The sequence below is a fragment of the Shinella zoogloeoides genome (genome assembly GCF_022682305.1).
Classification (GTDB): domain Bacteria; phylum Pseudomonadota; class Alphaproteobacteria; order Rhizobiales; family Rhizobiaceae; genus Shinella; species Shinella zoogloeoides_B.
Genome location: NZ_CP093528.1, coordinates 189,815 through 204,163 on the forward strand (window position 1 = coordinate 189,815; position 14,349 = coordinate 204,163).

Below are 14,349 nucleotides of genomic sequence, written 5' to 3' on the forward strand. Positions count from 1 at the left end.
TCTTCAATCCACGAAAGACCAGATCATGTCAGACCGTTTCATCGTGCTTTCCGGCTGCTCCGGCGGGGGGAAGTCAACCCTCCTTGAAGAGTTGCGCCGGCGTGGCCATGCGGTGGTGGAGGAGCCGGGTCGCCGCATCGTGCAGGAAGAACTGGCGGCAGGGGGCGACGCCCTGCCGTGGCGGGACCTTGCCGCCTTCGCCCGCCGCGCCATCGCAATGGCGCTTGCCGACCGGGAACGGATGCACGACCACGATGGCCTCGTGTTCTTCGACCGAGGGCTGATAGATGCCGCATCGGCGCTCGAGGCGACCTGTGGAGAGCCGGTGATGGCCGCGCTTGCCACGCAGCATCGTTATAACAGCAAGGTCTTCCTCACACCGCCCTGGCCGGAAATCTATGCCGAAGACCCGGAGCGCCGGCACGGTTTCGACGCCGCGCTTTGCGAATATGCGCGCCTCGAAAAGACCTACCCGGCGCTCGGCTACGAAACGGTTGTCCTGCCGAAGACGCCGGTGGATGCGCGCGCGGATTTCCTGCTCGCCCGGCTGGGCTGATCAGCGGGCGGCGATGTAGCGGGCGAGCCGGTCGGCCGCTTCGGCGACCTGCGCGGGGTCTCTCAGGAAGCAGGCGCGCATGAAAAGCGCACCGCCCGGACCGAAGGCCGTGCCGGGCGCAAGGCCCACATTGGTGCGGTCGACGATATCGAGCGCGGCAAGGCGTGAATCCGTCACGCCGTCGATCTTCAGGAACGCATAGAGTGCGCCGTCTGGCTTCAGCGTCTCCACCCGGTTGGTGGCGATCAGTGCATCGCAGAAGACGTCGCGGTTGCGCGCCGCCTTGTCGATATTCGCCTGCACGAAGGCATCGCCCTCGTCGAGCGCCACGATCGCGCCCTGCTGCAGGAACTGCGGCACGCCGGAGGTGGAATACTGGATGAGGTTTTCCAGCACCTGGCCGATTTCCGGCGGCGCGACGATCCAGCCGACACGCCAGCCGGTCATGGACCAGTTCTTCGAGAAGGAGTTGACGAAGACAACCCGGTCGCCTTCCTCCATCACGTCGAGGAAGGAAGGCGCGCGACCGCCGGCATAATGATAGAGCGCATAGATCTCGTCGGCCATGATCCAGAGATCGTGGCGCCGCGCGATGGCGAGGAGGTTCGCCAGGTCCTCGCGCGTCGCGGTCCATCCGGTGGGGTTCGACGGGGTGTTGACGAAGAGCGCGCGCGTCTTCGGCGTGATCGCAGCCTCGACGCGGTCAAGATCGATCTGCCAGCGACCGCCGGCAAAATCCAGCGGGACGGCGACTGCATTGGCCCCGGACAGCTCGGCCGCCGCCGCAAAATTCGGCCAGGCCGGTGTCAGATAGACCATGTCGTCGCCCGGCGAGACCAGCGCCTCGATGGCAAGCTTGATCGCCTGCATGCCGGAGCCGACCACATAGAAATGCTCGTCCGGCAGCTTTGCGCCGAAGCGGCGCGCATAATAGCGCGAGAGCGCCGAGCGCAGTTCCGGGATGCCGCGCTGCCAAGTATAGAAGGTTTCACCGCGCAGGAGGGCGTCGGAGGCCGCACGCGCTATGAAATCCGGCGTCGGCAGATCGCCTTCGCCCACCCAGAGCGGAATCAATCCCTCGCGCCCGCGCGCATAATTGACGACTTCGACGATCCCGCTTTCCGGCGCCCGGAGCGAGCGAGGGCTGAGGCTTTCGACGATGCTCATGGATATTCACTCCGGTAAACCGCAATTCCGCTTTCGCCCGGCGGAACGAAGCGGCCAAGGTCTAGCCGGTTTTCCATGATCGTTCACGCGAGTTTCGCTGACAGATGCATCGAATTCGGTGATGGAAGAATGGCAGGTGATCGGCAGCGATCGACGGAGACGGAGTTCGTGAAGGCTGATGAAGTGGTGCCCGGAGGCGGATTTGAACCACCGACACGCGGATTTTCAATCCGCTGCTCTACCAACTGAGCTATCCGGGCATCCGGCTTGGATTTCCTTGGAAATCCGTGGGGCGCTTGGTTTCGCCCCGGAAGCGAGCGGGGTTATAGCATCTTGCAAAAATGTGTCCAGCCCCATCGGTGGTTTTTTGCGGGAAAAATGGTTGGCTTTTCAAGTTGTGGAAAAGATTGCATTTTTGCCGTGTGACAGGGCTGTCACATATCGTCTTCGTCGGCTTTCGCCTCGTCATCGGCGACGGGAATGGCGTAGGAGCCGGAGAGCCAGCGATTGAGATCGACGTCGCGGCAGCGATTGGAGCAGAAGGGATAGTGCTCGCGGGCCGAAGGGCGCTTGCAGATGGGGCAGGGCACGGCCTTGCGCAGGGGCGCCACGGTGGCGGAGGGCTTTTCGGTCTCGTCCGCCATGTCAGGCGTCCGCCCAGCCGGCATGCACGTCGAAGCCTTCGCCGGAGAGGAGAGCGAGGGTTTCGTAGAGGGGAAGGCCGACCACATTGGTATAGGAGCCGACCAGCTTGACGACGAAGCTGCCGGCAATGCCCTGGATGGCATAGCCGCCCGCCTTGCCGCGCCATTGGCCGGAGGCGAGGTAATGCTCGATGTCGGTGGTCGACAGCCGCTTGAAGCGCACCTTCGTGTCGATGACCTTCTGGCGCACGGTGCGATCCGGCGTGATGAGGCAGACGCCGGTGAAGACGCGGTGGCTGCGGCCGGACAGGAGATGCAGCGCGCTCGATGCCTCGTCGATCATTTCCGTCTTCGGCAGGATGCGCCGGCCGACGGAAACGACCGTATCGGCGGCCAGGATATAGCTGCCGGCAAAGGCGGGATCGCCCTTGATGGCGGCCAGCGCCGCCTGCGCCTTGCCGGTCGAAAGGCGCCGCGCGAGCGAGCGAGGATGCTCGGAACGCTTCGGCGTCTCGTCGATATCCATCGGCATCAGGCGCGCGGGCTCGATGCCGGCCTGCGCGAGCAGTTCGACGCGGCGCGGCGAGCCGGAGGCGAGGATGAGCTTGTCGGTCTGCGCCATGGGGTCTCCGGGAAAGCGCCGGGGGCGCCGTGTTTCGCTCCAGGGCCAGGGGCCGGGCGAGGGCGCTACCCCAGGGCTTTGAGAAGCGTCTTACTTGAAGCGGTAGGTGATGCGACCCTTGGTGAGGTCGTAGGGGGTCATTTCGACCAGCACCTTGTCGCCGGCGAGAACGCGGATGCGGTTCTTGCGCATGCGGCCCGCGGTGTGGGCGATGATCTCGTGCTCGTTTTCGAGCTTGACGCGGAAGGTTGCGTTCGGAAGCAGTTCCGTCACGACGCCGGGGAATTCGAGGACTTCTTCTTTTGCCATCTTGTGATGATATTCCTGTAGGGTGGATGAGGGCGAGCCGGATGCCCGCCTCGAAAAATTTGCCGGAAACTACACAATCCCCGGTGCTTTGTGAACACCGAAGCGCCGGCTTTCTGCATTTGCCGTTTTTCAGGCCGTTTCCGGTTCAGCCCGGACCCTTCAGCCGCTTCTCGATCAGCAGCTTCAGGTGCTCGCGAACCTCGCGGTAGGAATGCATGATCTGGTCGCGCGTGCCGGTGGCGACGGCGGGGTCCGGCGTCGGCCAGTACATGACGTCGACGGCCATGGAGCGGGTGAGTTCCAGCGCTGCATGGTGCGCTTCCGGCGCGAGCGTGACGATGAGGTCGAAATAGTCGTCCTCCAGCTCGTCCAGCGAATGGGGCGCATGGCGGCCGAGCGAAAGGCCGACCTCCCCGAGCACGGCGTCGACGAAGGGATCACGCTCGCCGGGGCGGATGCCTGCGGAGGCGACATAGGTGCCGGCGGGCAGGAGGCTGCGGGCCAATGTTTCGGCCATCGGCGAGCGTACGGCATTCATGCGGCACATGAAGAGAACCGAACGGGGCGTTCGCGACCGGGCTTTTTCGAGTGCCGGGGAAACGCCCTCCATCCGCTCACCCGCGCCAGTAGAGAACGCAGACCAGCGTGAACAGCCGCCGGGCGGTGTCGAAATCGAACTTGATCTTGCCCGAGAGCCTGTCCATCAGCGTTTGCGAGCCCTCGTTATGGATGCCGCGCCGGCCCATGTCGATCGCCTCGATCTGGCTGGGCGTGGAGGAGCGGATCGCCTGGTAATAGCTCTCGCAGATCAGGAAATAGTCCTTCACGATGCGGCGGAAGGGCGTCAGCGAGAGAATGTGGGTGGCGACATCCTCGCCGCCTTCCGTGCGGATGGCGAAGACTAGCTTGGAATCGAGCAGCGAGATGTTCAGGCGGTAGGGGCCGCCGGCATGGCCGATCGGCTCGAAGGTGTTTTCCTCGATGAGGTCGAAGATGGCAACGGCGCGTTCGTGCTCCACGTCGGGCGTGGCCCGGCCGATCGTATCGTCCAGCACCACATCGCAGAGACGGAAGTTGCCCTTCGTGCCCATGCCTCACGTCTCCATGTTGAGCCGGATGGCGACGGAGCGGGCGTGGGCGCCGAGCCCTTCGGCTTCGGCAAGCGTGACGGCGGCGGGGCCGAGCGCGCGGAGCTGGTCGGGGCCGAGGCGCAGGATCGACGTGCGCTTCATGTAGTCGAGCACCGAGAGGCCCGAGGAGAAGCGGGCGGAACGAGCCGTCGGCAGCACGTGGTTCGAGCCACCGACATAGTCGCCGATGACTTCGGGCGTATGGCGGCCGACGAAGATGGCGCCGGCGTTGCGGATTGCCGGTAGCAGGGCATCGGGATCGGCGGTGGCGATCTCCAGATGCTCGGCGGCGATGCGGTTTGCCAGCGGCACGGCCTTTTTGAGATCGGGCACAAGAATGGTCGCGCCGAAATCGCGCCAGCTTGCGGCGGCCGTCTCCGAACGCGCCAGCGTCTTGAGCTGGCGCTCGACGGCGGCCTCGACGGCTTCGGCAAGGGCAGGGCTGTCGGTGACGAGGATCGACTGGGCGCCGACATCGTGCTCGGCCTGGGCGAGCAGGTCTGCGGCAAGCCAGTCCGGATCGTTGTCGCTATCTGCGATGATGAGGACTTCCGAGGGGCCGGCGATCATGTCGATGCCGACCGTGCCGAAGACCTGGCGCTTGGCTGCGGCGACGAAGGCATTGCCGGGGCCGGTGATCTTGGCGACGGGGGCGATGGTCTGCGTGCCATAGGCGAGCGCGGCGACGGCCTGCGCGCCGCCGATGCGGTAGATCTCGTCGACGCCGGCAATGCGCGCGGCGGCGAGCACGGCGGGGTTGATCTCGCCTTCCTTGGCCGGTACGACCATGACGAGGCGCGGCACGCCGGCGACCTTGGCCGGCACGGCGTTCATCAGAACCGAACTCGGATAGCTCGCGGTGCCGCCCGGAACGTAGAGGCCGACGGCGTCGATGGCCGTCCAGCGCGAGCCGAGGCCGACGCCGATATCGTCCTCGTAGATGTCGTCCTTCGGCATCAGGCGGGAATGGTGCTTCTCGATGCGCTGGGCGGCAAGCTCGAGCGCGGCGATGATCTTCGGATCGACGGCATCATAGGCCGCCTCGATCTCCTCCAGCGTCACGCGCATGGAGGTGGTCGAAAAATCGAGGCCGTCGAACTTCTTCGTATAGTCGGCGAGCGCCTTGTCGCCGCGGGCGCGTACATCGTCGATGATGGTGCGAACGATGGCGTTGACGTCCTCGGAGACCTCGCGCTTGGTGGTCAGGAAGGCAGCGAACCGGGTTTCGAAATCGCCGCTCTGGTAGTTAAGTCTGATCGCCAAGTCACAAGTTCCCGTCGTCTCCCGGCAAAAGGCCGGATCACTGCTCAAACCGCCGGGTGGCGGGGCTTCAAGCTGGTTTCCCACGCTCCGCCGGTATCTGCAAGCTGAACTTCGACGCATTCCACATCGAGGGCGACGGAAGCATTGCCGGAGAGCACGAGTTCGACGGTGCCGTCAGGGCCTTCGCCCGTCGGGGTGAAGTTTACGGCGAGGAGGGAGAAGACGCTTTCCTTGTCCTTGCGATCGATGCCGAGCGAGCGCACGGCATTGACGCGCTTGAAGGCGATGACGGCGCGGCGGCGCTCGAAGCTCTTGCCGCGCGCCTTTTCCCAGACGAAGCGGTTGATGGCGACCGAAAAGACCTGGTGACGGGCGTCATAGGCAAGGCCGTCGGTCTTGAAGACCGCGTCCTGCAGGTGGGCCGAGACGACGGAGAGGTCTTCCGCGTCGAGGGCGAGCAGTTTCAGGCTGTCCATTGGCAAGTCCTTCCCGCGGATGGGCGGTATCTCGATTATTGATCACGAGATAGGACTGCGCGCGGCGGACTGCAACTCCGCCGCGCGCAGAAGGTTAGTCGCTGACGCGTTCGACGACCGCGCCGCAGCGCGTGAGCTTCTCTTCCAGTCGCTCGAAGCCGCGGTCGAGATGGTAGACACGTGAGACCGTGGTCTCGCCCTCGGCGGCAAGGCCGGCGATGACGAGCGAGACGGAGGCGCGCAGGTCCGTCGCCATGACGGGCGCGCCGCGCAGCCGTTCCACACCCTCGATCTTCGCGGTCTGGCCGGAGAGCGAGATCTTCGCGCCGAGGCGGGCAAGCTCCTGCACATGCATGAAACGGTTTTCGAAGATCGTCTCGGTGACGTGCGAAATGCCGTTCGACTTGGTCATCAGGCCCATGAACTGCGCCTGAAGGTCCGTCGGGAAGCCCGGGAAGGGATCGGTCACGACGTCAACCGGCTTGATGCCGCCGCCGTTGCGCACGACGCGGATGCCGCTTTCCGTCGAGGTGATCTCGGCCCCGGAGCGACGGATCGCCTCGAGCGCGGTGTCGAGCAGAGCGGCGTCCGTGCCTTCCAGAACAACGTCACCGCCCGTCATGGCGACAGCCATGGCATAGGTGCCGGTCTCGATGCGATCAGGCAGCACGCGGTGGCGCGCGCCGGAAAGCTGGTCGACGCCTTCGATGGTGATGGTGGAGGTGCCGGCACCGGAAATCTTCGCGCCCATGGCGTTGAGGCACTTGGCGAGGTCCTGCACTTCCGGCTCGCGGGCGGCATTGCCGATCACGGTCGTGCCGCGGGCAAGGGTCGCGGCCATCAACATGACATGGGTCGCGCCGACGGAAACCTTGGGGAAGGTATAGCGCGCGCCGATCAGGCCGCCTTGGGGTGCCGTCGCCTCGACATAGCCGCCGTCGATCTCGATCTTCGCGCCGAGCGCGGCCAGCGCCTCGATGAAGAGATCGACCGGACGCGTGCCGATGGCGCAGCCGCCCGGCAGCGAGACGCGGGCCTTGCCTTCGCGGGCGAGGAGCGGGCCGATGACCCAGAAGGAAGCGCGCATCTTCGAGACCAGCTCGTAGGGGGCGGTCGTATCGACGATGTTGCGCGAGGTGAAGTGAACGGTGCGCGAATAGCCTTCGCCCTGGCGCTCGCGGCGGCCGTTGACGGAGATATCGGCGCCGTGGTTGCCGAGGATGCGGATGAGCTGCTCGACGTCGGCAAGATGCGGCACGTTTTCCAGCGTCAGCGTGTCGTCGGTGAGGAGCGAGGCGATCATCAGCGGCAATGCGGCATTCTTGGCGCCGGAGATCGGGATGATGCCCCGAAGCTCATTGCCGCCTACAATCCTGATACGATCCATGCGTGACTACGGGCCGTGCCCGCCTTTCCTAGTGAGTATAGGCTTTCGGAGATGGCGGCTTCTTAGAGCATCGCGATCGAAAAATGAAGACCGTGCCGGCCGCATGGTTATTTGCGCCCGGTTCCGGAAACCGTCCCCCGTAGCCTTCATGATGAAGACATCCCCGACTAACCGTCCGATTCGTCTTTTTTTGCGGCAGGAAGCCCCACCGTCTCGTCCGCATTGCCCGCGCGCCGGGCGCGCGCCTGCTGCTTGCGGCGCTGCAGGTTGTCCCGCAGCGTTTTCGCCAGCCGCTCGGCCCGAAGCTCCGCTTCCGTCCTGGTCTTCCGGCTTTCCGTGTCGTCCTTGCCGCTCATGCCCTTCTCATAATCAAATCCGCGCCCCGAAAAAAGCGGCGCCCGCACCAGATTTGTTGCGATAATCGCAAATTGGCCGCTTGCGCTGCCCGATCACCTGTGGCAATAGGCCCTCGCTCACGCGGAACAGCCCTGTTTCGCCGGATGCTGCTATAGCTCAGGGGTAGAGCACTCCCTTGGTAAGGGAGAGGCCGAGAGTTCAAATCTCTCTAGCAGCACCATTCTTTCAACCACTTAGCGCGCCCCGCGTTTCTGTCCTGACAGAAATGCTGACAGTTATCGCTTCCGACCCACGGTCGCGGCGATGCTCTTCTGATACTCCGGGCTGTGGTGGCCATACACGTCTTCGAGCATTTTCGGGCTCATTCCCAGATAGTGCGCGGCGTCCCAAATCTCGGCGCCGGCGAGCATGAGCCAAGTTGCAGCGGTGTGCCGCAGGATGTGTGGCGTAACCTCCTTGCCGAGGCCGGCCGCATCTCGCGCAGACGCCCATGCCTTTCTCTGCTTGTCGACGGGACTTCCGCGATAATGAATGACGAAGGCGATGGGCGGCTTCGCGGCCATATCTTCCTTTCGCCAGCGCTTCAGAAAACCCATCAGCCGATCCGGAATGCGAACTGTCGGTCGCCGCTTCTTGGTCTCCTGCTCATCGTCGCCGCGGCGATGGATCACGCCGGCGTCCACATCGATGTACCCGCCCAGGGTGTTCGGAACCCATCCGAGCCGTCGCATGGCTCCTGATCGCGTGCCGGTGTATAGGCCGATTAGGATCAGTCTCCGCAGCGCCCGACCGGCGTCCTTGCTCTCGGCCTTCCGTGTGGCCCACAGCAGGCGCGCCGCCTGGTCACGCCTGAGCCAATCCGGACGCGCGTCCGAAGCCTGCGGCAGCGTTACCACCGGCAGTGCATCGAGGGGCGTTTCGGCGTGGTAGGCGTTGATTGCGGCCCTGAGAACCGTGAGTTCGCGGCGCGCTGTTTCCGCGCTGACCAGTTTCGGCTCTTTCGCCTTCTTCGCCTGCCGAATCGACTGGGCGGTACGAAACGATACATAGTCCTGGCAAGAAGAGCGCTTGACGTCAGACAGGAACTTTCCCTGCCACCAGCTTAGAAGCCGCTCGATCGCGTAGCTGGTGGTATCAGATCGCTGCCCAGGCGCGATTTCCCGGGCGTAGAAGGTCAAGATGTCTTCGACACGGAGTCGAGACGGACGACTGTCGCTCGGCGGCTGATACTTTTCGCCGATGTATTCTTTGAGCCGTTCCTCAGCGCTCTCGCGCTCTGCAAGGCTGCAGCCAGTGCCGCGCTTTGTTGTTCCGTCTCGGATGTACCAGAGGCCTGACTTCTTGTCGTACCAGAGACGGGCTCCCTTTGCTGGACGCGGCATCTTTCCCTCATTTCCCTTATCGCTGCGCGGGTAACGAAGTCGCGTCGGCCAATCCGCTCGATGACGAGATTGCCCCTCGCAGCCTCGGCCCTCAACGTGGCTGGCTTGATGGCTCCTCTGAACACGATACAGCAAGCCTCGGCAAGCGTCATGGGCTCATCGTCTTCAATGCTCTGAGCACTCATACCCTGCCCTCCTGCCAATTCTTGAATTCCGCCCGGAGCGAGAACCATCGCTGCCGGGCGCTTCCGTCCGTGTTCAGTTCGGCGCGCGACTGGATGGCCAGGATCGAGCGCACACGCGCATTCACTCGCTCGTCGTCCGTCGCCTCCAGGCTGTGACGCTCGCGCAGAAAGGTGCGGAAGGCCTGCTTGCCGCTCTGCATTGCGCATTCGGCGGCGAAGTCCCGCACATTGCGGCTCTGTGCGGTGCGATTGATCTCGGCGAGCGCGTCTCGGTACTTGGCCGCCAGGCGCTCGTAGGCGGCAAGCAGCCACGCGATATCTTCGTGCGCGTGGGTTATCAGCTCGCGATCGTCGACGAACACGCCGGCCGTGAACGTGCAGACTTCGGGAAGGTCGCCTACCTCGCCGGCGCGCACCGTGATCGTCTCGCCGAAGGCAATCTCCCAGGCCGGCGACGCCGAGGCGTGGCGGCTGCGGATTGCGTTCAAGCGGATCTGGGCTGGCGACGGTCGAAGCTCTTCTTGCGCCATCTCAGATCTCCGTCCGATACTGGTAACGGCCGAAACTCTCGGCGACGATGCGCTTGGCGTTGCGGTGCGGGCGCACATAGATGCCGAGGAAGATCGCGAGGCTGCGCCAGCCGCCCGCTTCCATCACGCTGCGGATGTCGATGCCCATGTCGAGTGCGTTGTTCGCGAAGCTGGACCGGCCGCATGTGTGGCTCGGCTTGTAGGAGATACCGGCGCGCTCGCAGATCTTCCGGATGCGGGCGTTGACGGATTGCCGGTGCGAGAAGCCGAAGACGCGGTCTTCCGGTCTGGCGCTTGTCTGAAGGTCCGCAAGGCGCGCTGCGACCTCTCCGGTGAGCGAGCGGAGCGAATTACGATCGGTCTTGGTCTTGAGTAGCAGCACGCTCTTCTGCCGCAGATCGACCTCGCTCCAGCGCAGATTGATCGCCTCGGTAACGCGGGCGCCGGATGTCGCCATGAAAAGAACGAGCGCGGCAACCCTGTTGTGGCCGTCGTGGACCGCCTGTCTGATGAAGGCGTGAAGCCATGTCGTCGAGGCTGGCTCGAGGCGCTTCGGTGTATCCTCTCGGAATCGGCGCAAGCGCGTATAGCCGCACCATCCGCGCTCATAGGCATGGATCATTACGGCTCGCGCCGGCGCGAGGGCTTGCCGGTTCAAGGTGGCGTTCGATCCGTCGGGGTAAAGCACCCGCGCCATCTGCTTTATGTCAAACGGGAAGATTTCCGAGAGCGGCTTGTCGCCAAAATGCTCGACAATTCGACGCAGGTACCGGGCCTCGCCGCCGTGCTCGATGTGGCTGGTGGCTGCCTCGGCAAACGACTTACCTCCGGCCGATGCCGGCCGCTGCGGAAAGCATGCGATGTCGCTGGCCTCCCAGCGCTCGGCGGTCGGCACGGAATCAGTCATTGGTGCCTCTCGCAGTTAGGGTGTCGCACCAGGCGTGAAACCCGGTGATGATGGGTTTCACGTTGTCGGCGTCTGCCCATCCAGCGAAGCCAACGAAGGTCTTGTGGCTGAATGTGACGGCTTCCCGGTCCTCGAAGTAGCGCGAGCGGCATGTGAGAGCAGCCCAGCCGTTCGGCCAATCGACCGCCTTGATGCGCGGGTTCATCTTGAGGGTTCCATCAATGAGCTTGACGTTTTCCATCTCGACGGCGATGTGGTCGCGGAGGGACTGAAGATCCTCGAACGACAGGTCAGCGAAGGCTTTCCCTGTGGCGGCGAACCGCACCCGGGCGGTGTTGCGCGGCGAGGTATAGGTGTCGGTTTCAGCCATGGTCGACGTCCTTTGGATTGCTGGGGGTAAGGATCGCCTTCGCCGCGACAAGCCATGCGTCATACTCGGCGATGATGTTCGCGGCCCGTTGATCTGCCTCGTCCTCGATCATCAGCTCGCCGTTGACCGAATGAGCGCAGAAGATGTTCTCACGCTCGTCGGCGATGAAATCCGCCGCCTGGCGGAGAAGGCCACGGATGATTGGATCACTCGACATGGGCGCGCTCCCGGTCGTTAGCCTCGATGCGCCGGTAGAGTTCTGCCCTGCCGGCATCGAAGCCGTCTTCGCGGTCGGAAAACTGCCGCCAGAAGGCGAAGCGCTCTTCATTGGTTTGGCCGATCCCGGCCAGACGCTCGACGTCTCCGATGGTGACGCAATTGCGGGCCGAGGCAGGACGCTGCATGGTCTTGGGTTTACGCATGGTCGCCCCCGTTCGCGGTAATGGTGTCCTCGGGCTCGTTCTCGTACGGGACGCGCTCAGCGAAAGCCTCGAGCGCCTTATCGAGCGCGCAGGACTTCAAGCTCATGTCCTCGTTTACTTCCCAGAATTCACGGGCAGCGACGACAAGCTCGGTGACATCGGCGGGCAGAGTGCGCCGGTTCCAGGCTGCAACCCGCTGCTGGTCATCCTCGCGGTCCGACACGATGATATTTATGCTCGAGGCGATGCACGGATCATCGGACGGCGGGTGCATGAAGTGCTTTGCCGTGCGGTTCGAGAAGACGGCGCTCTCCTCGAGTTCGGCCGCGCAGAAGGGGCAAGGTGCGAGCTTAACCATGGTCGGCGTCCTTTGCTACGTTGGGGGTGCGGATGGCGGCGTTGCGATAGGCGTCGATAACGCTCAAGGCCTGCGACCTAGCATCGTCGAGCGCGTTGTGCGCCGTTCCGACGTAGGTGGGGCGTGTCCCAGTGAAATCGAGAAGCGTGCGCACGTCCCGCAGGGAACGATAATGCCAGGGCACGTGAAGCCGGCAGGCCTGAAACGCTGCCTCCAGCAGCACGAGATCAAAGGATGGCGGCTTGGCCCATACCCGGGAGGCGTCGGCCCCGTGAGCAAAGTCGCTGAACTCACGCAGAGCGCAGTCGAGGGGCTGGCTTCCGGCAAACACGGCGTGGCGCGCATCGTCGGACTGGGTCATCCACCACTTTAGCGTGGATACGTCCATCCTGAGGCCGGCATCGACTGCGGACTGCGGGTCGATAGCGGAATAGAAATCCGCGCCAAGCGCGCCGGTTTCCGCATCGAAGGTGACCGCGCCAATACTGAGAATCACGCTTCCCGGGGCGGCGCCAAGTGTCTCGATGTCGATCATGAGGTCACGCATCGCCAGGGCCTTTCATCGGTGTGACGGGAATTGCGCGGCCGAGAGTGGCCGGCGGAACGTCAAGATTCTTGAGAAGATTGCGGCTGTCGGCCCAACGAGCGTGTCCGGTCCATGCTGCAAGGAAGCGCTCAAGGCGCAGGTGCTCTCCGGCGGTGCGGTAGGCCTTGATCTTTCGGCGGGCGCGCACCACGCTGTCGCGGCGCAGCAGCTTGTGCGTCGGCCAGATCCGATAACCGACGAAGTTCACGCCGCGGCTGACGGGCTGGATGCTCCATTTGGAAAAGCGCAGGCCGAGACGTTCGCGGGAAAGCTCTTCGATGGAGGCGCGCACCTTGCGCAGGTGATCCGGATCGCGGCCGAGGACAACGATATCGTCCATGTAGCGATACCAGTACCGCTCGCCGAGATCCTGCTGGAGGTGACGGTCGACGACGCCGGCATAGATGTTCGCGAAAATCTGCGAGGTCAGGTTGCCGATAGGAAGGCCGATGCCTGTGCGCGGCAGCATGGCCTCCAGCAAGCGCAGGGTGGCCCGGCACGAGATTTTCGCCTCGATGATCTGCCAGAGCGCACCTCGCTCGATGGAGTAGAAGTAGCGTGAGAAATCCGTCTTCAGCGCGTAGAGCGGTCCGTCGCGATCCAGGCGGCGCATATCGGCCTGGAGGGTGATTGCCGCGGCATGGGTGCCCTTGCCCGGACGGCATGCGAAGCAGCGCGGCAGCAGGGTAGCATCGAAGATCGGCGCGATGACGCGGGCAACGGCCTGCTGTGCGATACGATCCTCGAAGGGCAGAGCCGAGATCAGTCGTTCCTTCGGATCGAAGATGCGGAACTCGGCCGGCTCTCCCTGGATATAGGAGCCGTCGCGCATGGTGGCCGCCAGCAGATGCAGGTTGAGGACGGAGTATTCCTTGAATTCGAGATAGCCGGGGGTGAGGCGCTTGCCGCGCGCGGTCAGGCGCAGCGCCTCGCGCATGTTGGCGTCGGCCGTGATCGATCCGATGAGGTTACGGTATTTCTTCGCCATGAGGGGCCTCGCGGCGAGACGCCGGCCGCGGGTTTCGACGGCGCGGACGCCGCTACTCCCCGCTTTGCCGGACCTCGCAGTGTATTCGCCGAAGCTGGAAGGTTGGGCCGACCACCCTGACGCATTCGCGCCGGTGGAAAGTGGCCGACGCGGCCGTGACCGTCGCCGAGCCGGAAAGGGGTCGTCGCAGGCGGCGCGGACGCCGAGGTTGCCGTTCGAATTGTCGGGCCAGTTGTCGAGGTTCGCGTAGCGCGAACCCGCGTTCGAGCCGTTGATCCAGGAGCCGCCGAAAATGGACGGGCGCAACATAGCCATTACCCCGACCTCCCATTGCCCTTCGCGGCGCGAATCCATGCTCCCAGCATCGCGCCGGTCTCGGCGATGTGGCGCAGCGCCACCTGATGCTTTCCGTGGGAGATCAGCTTTTCCGCAGTCGCAAAGCGCAACCAGAAACGCAGCGTCGCCAGATGGGCATCCGCTGCATAGATCCGCGAAGGCTGTTTCGATTTCGCGGCCTGGTACAGGAGGCCGACCATGTCCATCAGCTGCCCGATCATGCTGTCGCGCAGCGCGCCGTGCCGGCGCGGGAAGGACTGGAGGATGGGATAGAGATAGGTCACGGTGGCCTCGTATTTCTCGACAATCGCCAGATCCCTGGCGTTCACATGTTCGTCGCGGTGCATGGCTGGCGATCGTCCGGTTCGGGAGGA

Annotated in this window: 21 protein-coding genes and 2 tRNA genes; 2 read left to right on the forward strand and 21 right to left on the reverse strand. The window is 64.1% G+C overall.

Annotated features, from left to right (window positions below):
• Positions 1 to 25 precede the first annotated feature (25 nt).
• Positions 26 to 556, forward strand: a complete 531-nt coding sequence (locus tag MOE34_RS00925) for an AAA family ATPase (RefSeq protein ID WP_242219966.1) — start codon at positions 26 to 28, stop codon at positions 554 to 556.
• On the opposite strand, the gene MOE34_RS00930 is transcribed toward MOE34_RS00925, so the two are convergent.
• The 11 genes from MOE34_RS00930 to MOE34_RS00980 all read right to left on the reverse strand — a co-directional run bounded on the left by MOE34_RS00930 (position 557) and on the right by MOE34_RS00980 (position 7,910).
• Positions 557 to 1,723 carry a pyridoxal phosphate-dependent aminotransferase gene (locus MOE34_RS00930; protein ID WP_242219968.1) on the reverse strand — a complete coding sequence of 389 codons (1,167 nt, stop codon included), beginning with the start codon at positions 1,721 to 1,723 and terminating at the stop codon, positions 557 to 559.
• A 184-nt stretch (positions 1,724 to 1,907) separates the two neighbouring features.
• A tRNA-Phe gene (locus tag MOE34_RS00935) sits at positions 1,908 to 1,983 on the reverse strand.
• 174 nt (positions 1,984 to 2,157) lie between these two features.
• The gene (gene yacG, locus MOE34_RS00940) at positions 2,158 to 2,367 is read right to left on the reverse strand and encodes a DNA gyrase inhibitor YacG (protein ID WP_242219971.1); all 210 of its coding nucleotides are present in this window, start codon (positions 2,365 to 2,367) and stop codon (positions 2,158 to 2,160) included.
• A gap of 1 nt (position 2,368) precedes the next feature.
• Positions 2,369 to 2,989 carry a Maf-like protein gene (locus MOE34_RS00945; protein WP_242219973.1) on the reverse strand — a complete coding sequence of 207 codons (621 nt, stop codon included), beginning with the start codon at positions 2,987 to 2,989 and terminating at the stop codon, positions 2,369 to 2,371.
• Between the two features lie 90 nt (positions 2,990 to 3,079).
• Positions 3,080 to 3,298 carry a translation initiation factor IF-1 gene (infA, locus tag MOE34_RS00950; protein WP_004435948.1) on the reverse strand — a complete coding sequence of 73 codons (219 nt, stop codon included), beginning with the start codon at positions 3,296 to 3,298 and terminating at the stop codon, positions 3,080 to 3,082.
• 145 nt (positions 3,299 to 3,443) lie between these two features.
• Positions 3,444 to 3,908: a low molecular weight phosphatase family protein gene (locus MOE34_RS00955; protein WP_242219975.1), complete on the reverse strand. Its 465-nt coding sequence runs from the start codon at positions 3,906 to 3,908 to the stop codon at positions 3,444 to 3,446.
• A 4-nt stretch (positions 3,909 to 3,912) separates the two neighbouring features.
• Entirely contained in the window at positions 3,913 to 4,389 is a 477-nt protein-coding gene (locus MOE34_RS00960) for a UPF0262 family protein (RefSeq protein WP_242219977.1), read from the reverse strand.
• 3 nt (positions 4,390 to 4,392) lie between these two features.
• The gene (gene hisD / locus MOE34_RS00965; protein ID WP_242219979.1) at positions 4,393 to 5,691 is read right to left on the reverse strand and encodes a histidinol dehydrogenase; all 1,299 of its coding nucleotides are present in this window, start codon (positions 5,689 to 5,691) and stop codon (positions 4,393 to 4,395) included.
• A 44-nt stretch (positions 5,692 to 5,735) separates the two neighbouring features.
• Positions 5,736 to 6,167, reverse strand: coding sequence for a DUF2948 family protein (locus tag MOE34_RS00970; RefSeq protein ID WP_242219981.1), 432 nt, complete (start codon positions 6,165 to 6,167; stop codon positions 5,736 to 5,738).
• A gap of 94 nt (positions 6,168 to 6,261) precedes the next feature.
• Complete coding sequence (murA, locus tag MOE34_RS00975; RefSeq protein ID WP_242219982.1) at positions 6,262 to 7,554, reverse strand: UDP-N-acetylglucosamine 1-carboxyvinyltransferase; 1,293 nt, start codon at positions 7,552 to 7,554, stop codon at positions 6,262 to 6,264.
• Positions 7,555 to 7,721: 167 nt separating this feature from the next.
• Positions 7,722 to 7,910 (reverse strand): hypothetical protein, encoded by a 189-nt coding sequence (locus MOE34_RS00980; RefSeq protein ID WP_242219984.1) that lies wholly within the window; start codon positions 7,908 to 7,910, stop codon positions 7,722 to 7,724.
• Between the two features lie 146 nt (positions 7,911 to 8,056).
• Between MOE34_RS00980 and MOE34_RS00985 the strand changes: the two genes are divergently transcribed.
• Positions 8,057 to 8,131: transfer RNA gene (locus MOE34_RS00985), tRNA-Thr, on the forward strand.
• Between the two features lie 55 nt (positions 8,132 to 8,186).
• Here MOE34_RS00985 and MOE34_RS00990 read toward each other — a convergent pair.
• From MOE34_RS00990 to avd, 10 genes are all read right to left on the reverse strand, one after another.
• Positions 8,187 to 9,293 (reverse strand): tyrosine-type recombinase/integrase, encoded by a 1,107-nt coding sequence (locus MOE34_RS00990; RefSeq protein WP_242219985.1) that lies wholly within the window; start codon positions 9,291 to 9,293, stop codon positions 8,187 to 8,189.
• Between the two features lie 181 nt (positions 9,294 to 9,474).
• Positions 9,475 to 10,008, reverse strand: a complete 534-nt coding sequence (locus MOE34_RS00995) for a hypothetical protein (protein WP_242219987.1) — start codon at positions 10,006 to 10,008, stop codon at positions 9,475 to 9,477.
• A gap of 1 nt (position 10,009) precedes the next feature.
• A complete protein-coding gene (locus MOE34_RS01000; RefSeq protein ID WP_242219989.1) occupies positions 10,010 to 10,915 on the reverse strand; it encodes a tyrosine-type recombinase/integrase in 906 nt (301 codons plus the stop codon).
• Positions 10,908 to 11,285 (reverse strand): hypothetical protein, encoded by a 378-nt coding sequence (locus MOE34_RS01005; RefSeq protein ID WP_242219991.1) that lies wholly within the window; start codon positions 11,283 to 11,285, stop codon positions 10,908 to 10,910. The genes MOE34_RS01000 and MOE34_RS01005 overlap by 8 nt, the downstream gene beginning before the upstream one ends.
• Positions 11,278 to 11,502, reverse strand: a complete 225-nt coding sequence (locus MOE34_RS01010; RefSeq protein ID WP_242219992.1) for a hypothetical protein — start codon at positions 11,500 to 11,502, stop codon at positions 11,278 to 11,280. The genes MOE34_RS01005 and MOE34_RS01010 overlap by 8 nt, the downstream gene beginning before the upstream one ends.
• Positions 11,492 to 11,707 carry a hypothetical protein gene (locus MOE34_RS01015; RefSeq protein ID WP_242219994.1) on the reverse strand — a complete coding sequence of 72 codons (216 nt, stop codon included), beginning with the start codon at positions 11,705 to 11,707 and terminating at the stop codon, positions 11,492 to 11,494. The genes MOE34_RS01010 and MOE34_RS01015 overlap by 11 nt, the downstream gene beginning before the upstream one ends.
• Positions 11,700 to 12,065 carry a Lar family restriction alleviation protein gene (locus MOE34_RS01020; RefSeq protein ID WP_242219997.1) on the reverse strand — a complete coding sequence of 122 codons (366 nt, stop codon included), beginning with the start codon at positions 12,063 to 12,065 and terminating at the stop codon, positions 11,700 to 11,702. Before MOE34_RS01020 ends, MOE34_RS01015 begins: the two co-directional genes overlap by 8 nt.
• A complete protein-coding gene (locus MOE34_RS01025; RefSeq protein ID WP_242219999.1) occupies positions 12,058 to 12,600 on the reverse strand; it encodes a 3'-5' exonuclease in 543 nt (180 codons plus the stop codon). The genes MOE34_RS01020 and MOE34_RS01025 overlap by 8 nt, the downstream gene beginning before the upstream one ends.
• A 4-nt stretch (positions 12,601 to 12,604) precedes the next feature.
• Positions 12,605 to 13,954 carry a reverse transcriptase/maturase family protein gene (locus MOE34_RS01030; RefSeq protein WP_242220000.1) on the reverse strand — a complete coding sequence of 450 codons (1,350 nt, stop codon included), beginning with the start codon at positions 13,952 to 13,954 and terminating at the stop codon, positions 12,605 to 12,607.
• Positions 13,954 to 14,322 (reverse strand): diversity-generating retroelement protein Avd, encoded by a 369-nt coding sequence (gene avd / locus MOE34_RS01035; protein ID WP_242220001.1) that lies wholly within the window; start codon positions 14,320 to 14,322, stop codon positions 13,954 to 13,956. Before avd ends, MOE34_RS01030 begins: the two co-directional genes overlap by 1 nt.
• Positions 14,323 to 14,349 lie beyond the last annotated feature (27 nt).

Excerpts from the sequence above, each read along its gene's own strand:
- MOE34_RS00925 (WP_242219966.1), top strand. The coding sequence starts at position 26 with ATGTCAGACCGTTTCATCGTGCTTTCCGGCTGCTCCGGCGGGGGGAAG.
- MOE34_RS00930 (WP_242219968.1), bottom strand. The coding sequence starts at position 1,723 with ATGAGCATCGTCGAAAGCCTCAGCCCTCGCTCGCTCCGGGCGCCGGAA.
- yacG (WP_242219971.1), bottom strand. The coding sequence starts at position 2,367 with ATGGCGGACGAGACCGAAAAGCCCTCCGCCACCGTGGCGCCCCTGCGC.
- MOE34_RS00945 (WP_242219973.1), bottom strand. The coding sequence starts at position 2,989 with ATGGCGCAGACCGACAAGCTCATCCTCGCCTCCGGCTCGCCGCGCCGC.
- infA (WP_004435948.1), bottom strand. The coding sequence starts at position 3,298 with ATGGCAAAAGAAGAAGTCCTCGAATTCCCCGGCGTCGTGACGGAACTG.
- MOE34_RS00955 (WP_242219975.1), bottom strand. The coding sequence starts at position 3,908 with ATGGAGGGCGTTTCCCCGGCACTCGAAAAAGCCCGGTCGCGAACGCCC.
- MOE34_RS00960 (WP_242219977.1), bottom strand. The coding sequence starts at position 4,389 with ATGGGCACGAAGGGCAACTTCCGTCTCTGCGATGTGGTGCTGGACGAT.
- MOE34_RS00970 (WP_242219981.1), bottom strand. The coding sequence starts at position 6,167 with ATGGACAGCCTGAAACTGCTCGCCCTCGACGCGGAAGACCTCTCCGTC.
- murA (WP_242219982.1), bottom strand. The coding sequence starts at position 7,554 with ATGGATCGTATCAGGATTGTAGGCGGCAATGAGCTTCGGGGCATCATC.
- MOE34_RS00980 (WP_242219984.1), bottom strand. The coding sequence starts at position 7,910 with ATGAGCGGCAAGGACGACACGGAAAGCCGGAAGACCAGGACGGAAGCG.
- MOE34_RS00990 (WP_242219985.1), bottom strand. The coding sequence starts at position 9,293 with ATGCCGCGTCCAGCAAAGGGAGCCCGTCTCTGGTACGACAAGAAGTCA.
- MOE34_RS00995 (WP_242219987.1), bottom strand. The coding sequence starts at position 10,008 with ATGGCGCAAGAAGAGCTTCGACCGTCGCCAGCCCAGATCCGCTTGAAC.
- MOE34_RS01000 (WP_242219989.1), bottom strand. The coding sequence starts at position 10,915 with ATGACTGATTCCGTGCCGACCGCCGAGCGCTGGGAGGCCAGCGACATC.
- MOE34_RS01005 (WP_242219991.1), bottom strand. The coding sequence starts at position 11,285 with ATGGCTGAAACCGACACCTATACCTCGCCGCGCAACACCGCCCGGGTG.
- MOE34_RS01010 (WP_242219992.1), bottom strand. The coding sequence starts at position 11,502 with ATGTCGAGTGATCCAATCATCCGTGGCCTTCTCCGCCAGGCGGCGGAT.
- MOE34_RS01015 (WP_242219994.1), bottom strand. The coding sequence starts at position 11,707 with ATGCGTAAACCCAAGACCATGCAGCGTCCTGCCTCGGCCCGCAATTGC.
- MOE34_RS01020 (WP_242219997.1), bottom strand. The coding sequence starts at position 12,065 with ATGGTTAAGCTCGCACCTTGCCCCTTCTGCGCGGCCGAACTCGAGGAG.
- MOE34_RS01025 (WP_242219999.1), bottom strand. The coding sequence starts at position 12,600 with ATGATCGACATCGAGACACTTGGCGCCGCCCCGGGAAGCGTGATTCTC.
- MOE34_RS01030 (WP_242220000.1), bottom strand. The coding sequence starts at position 13,954 with ATGGCTATGTTGCGCCCGTCCATTTTCGGCGGCTCCTGGATCAACGGC.
- avd (WP_242220001.1), bottom strand. The coding sequence starts at position 14,322 with ATGCACCGCGACGAACATGTGAACGCCAGGGATCTGGCGATTGTCGAG.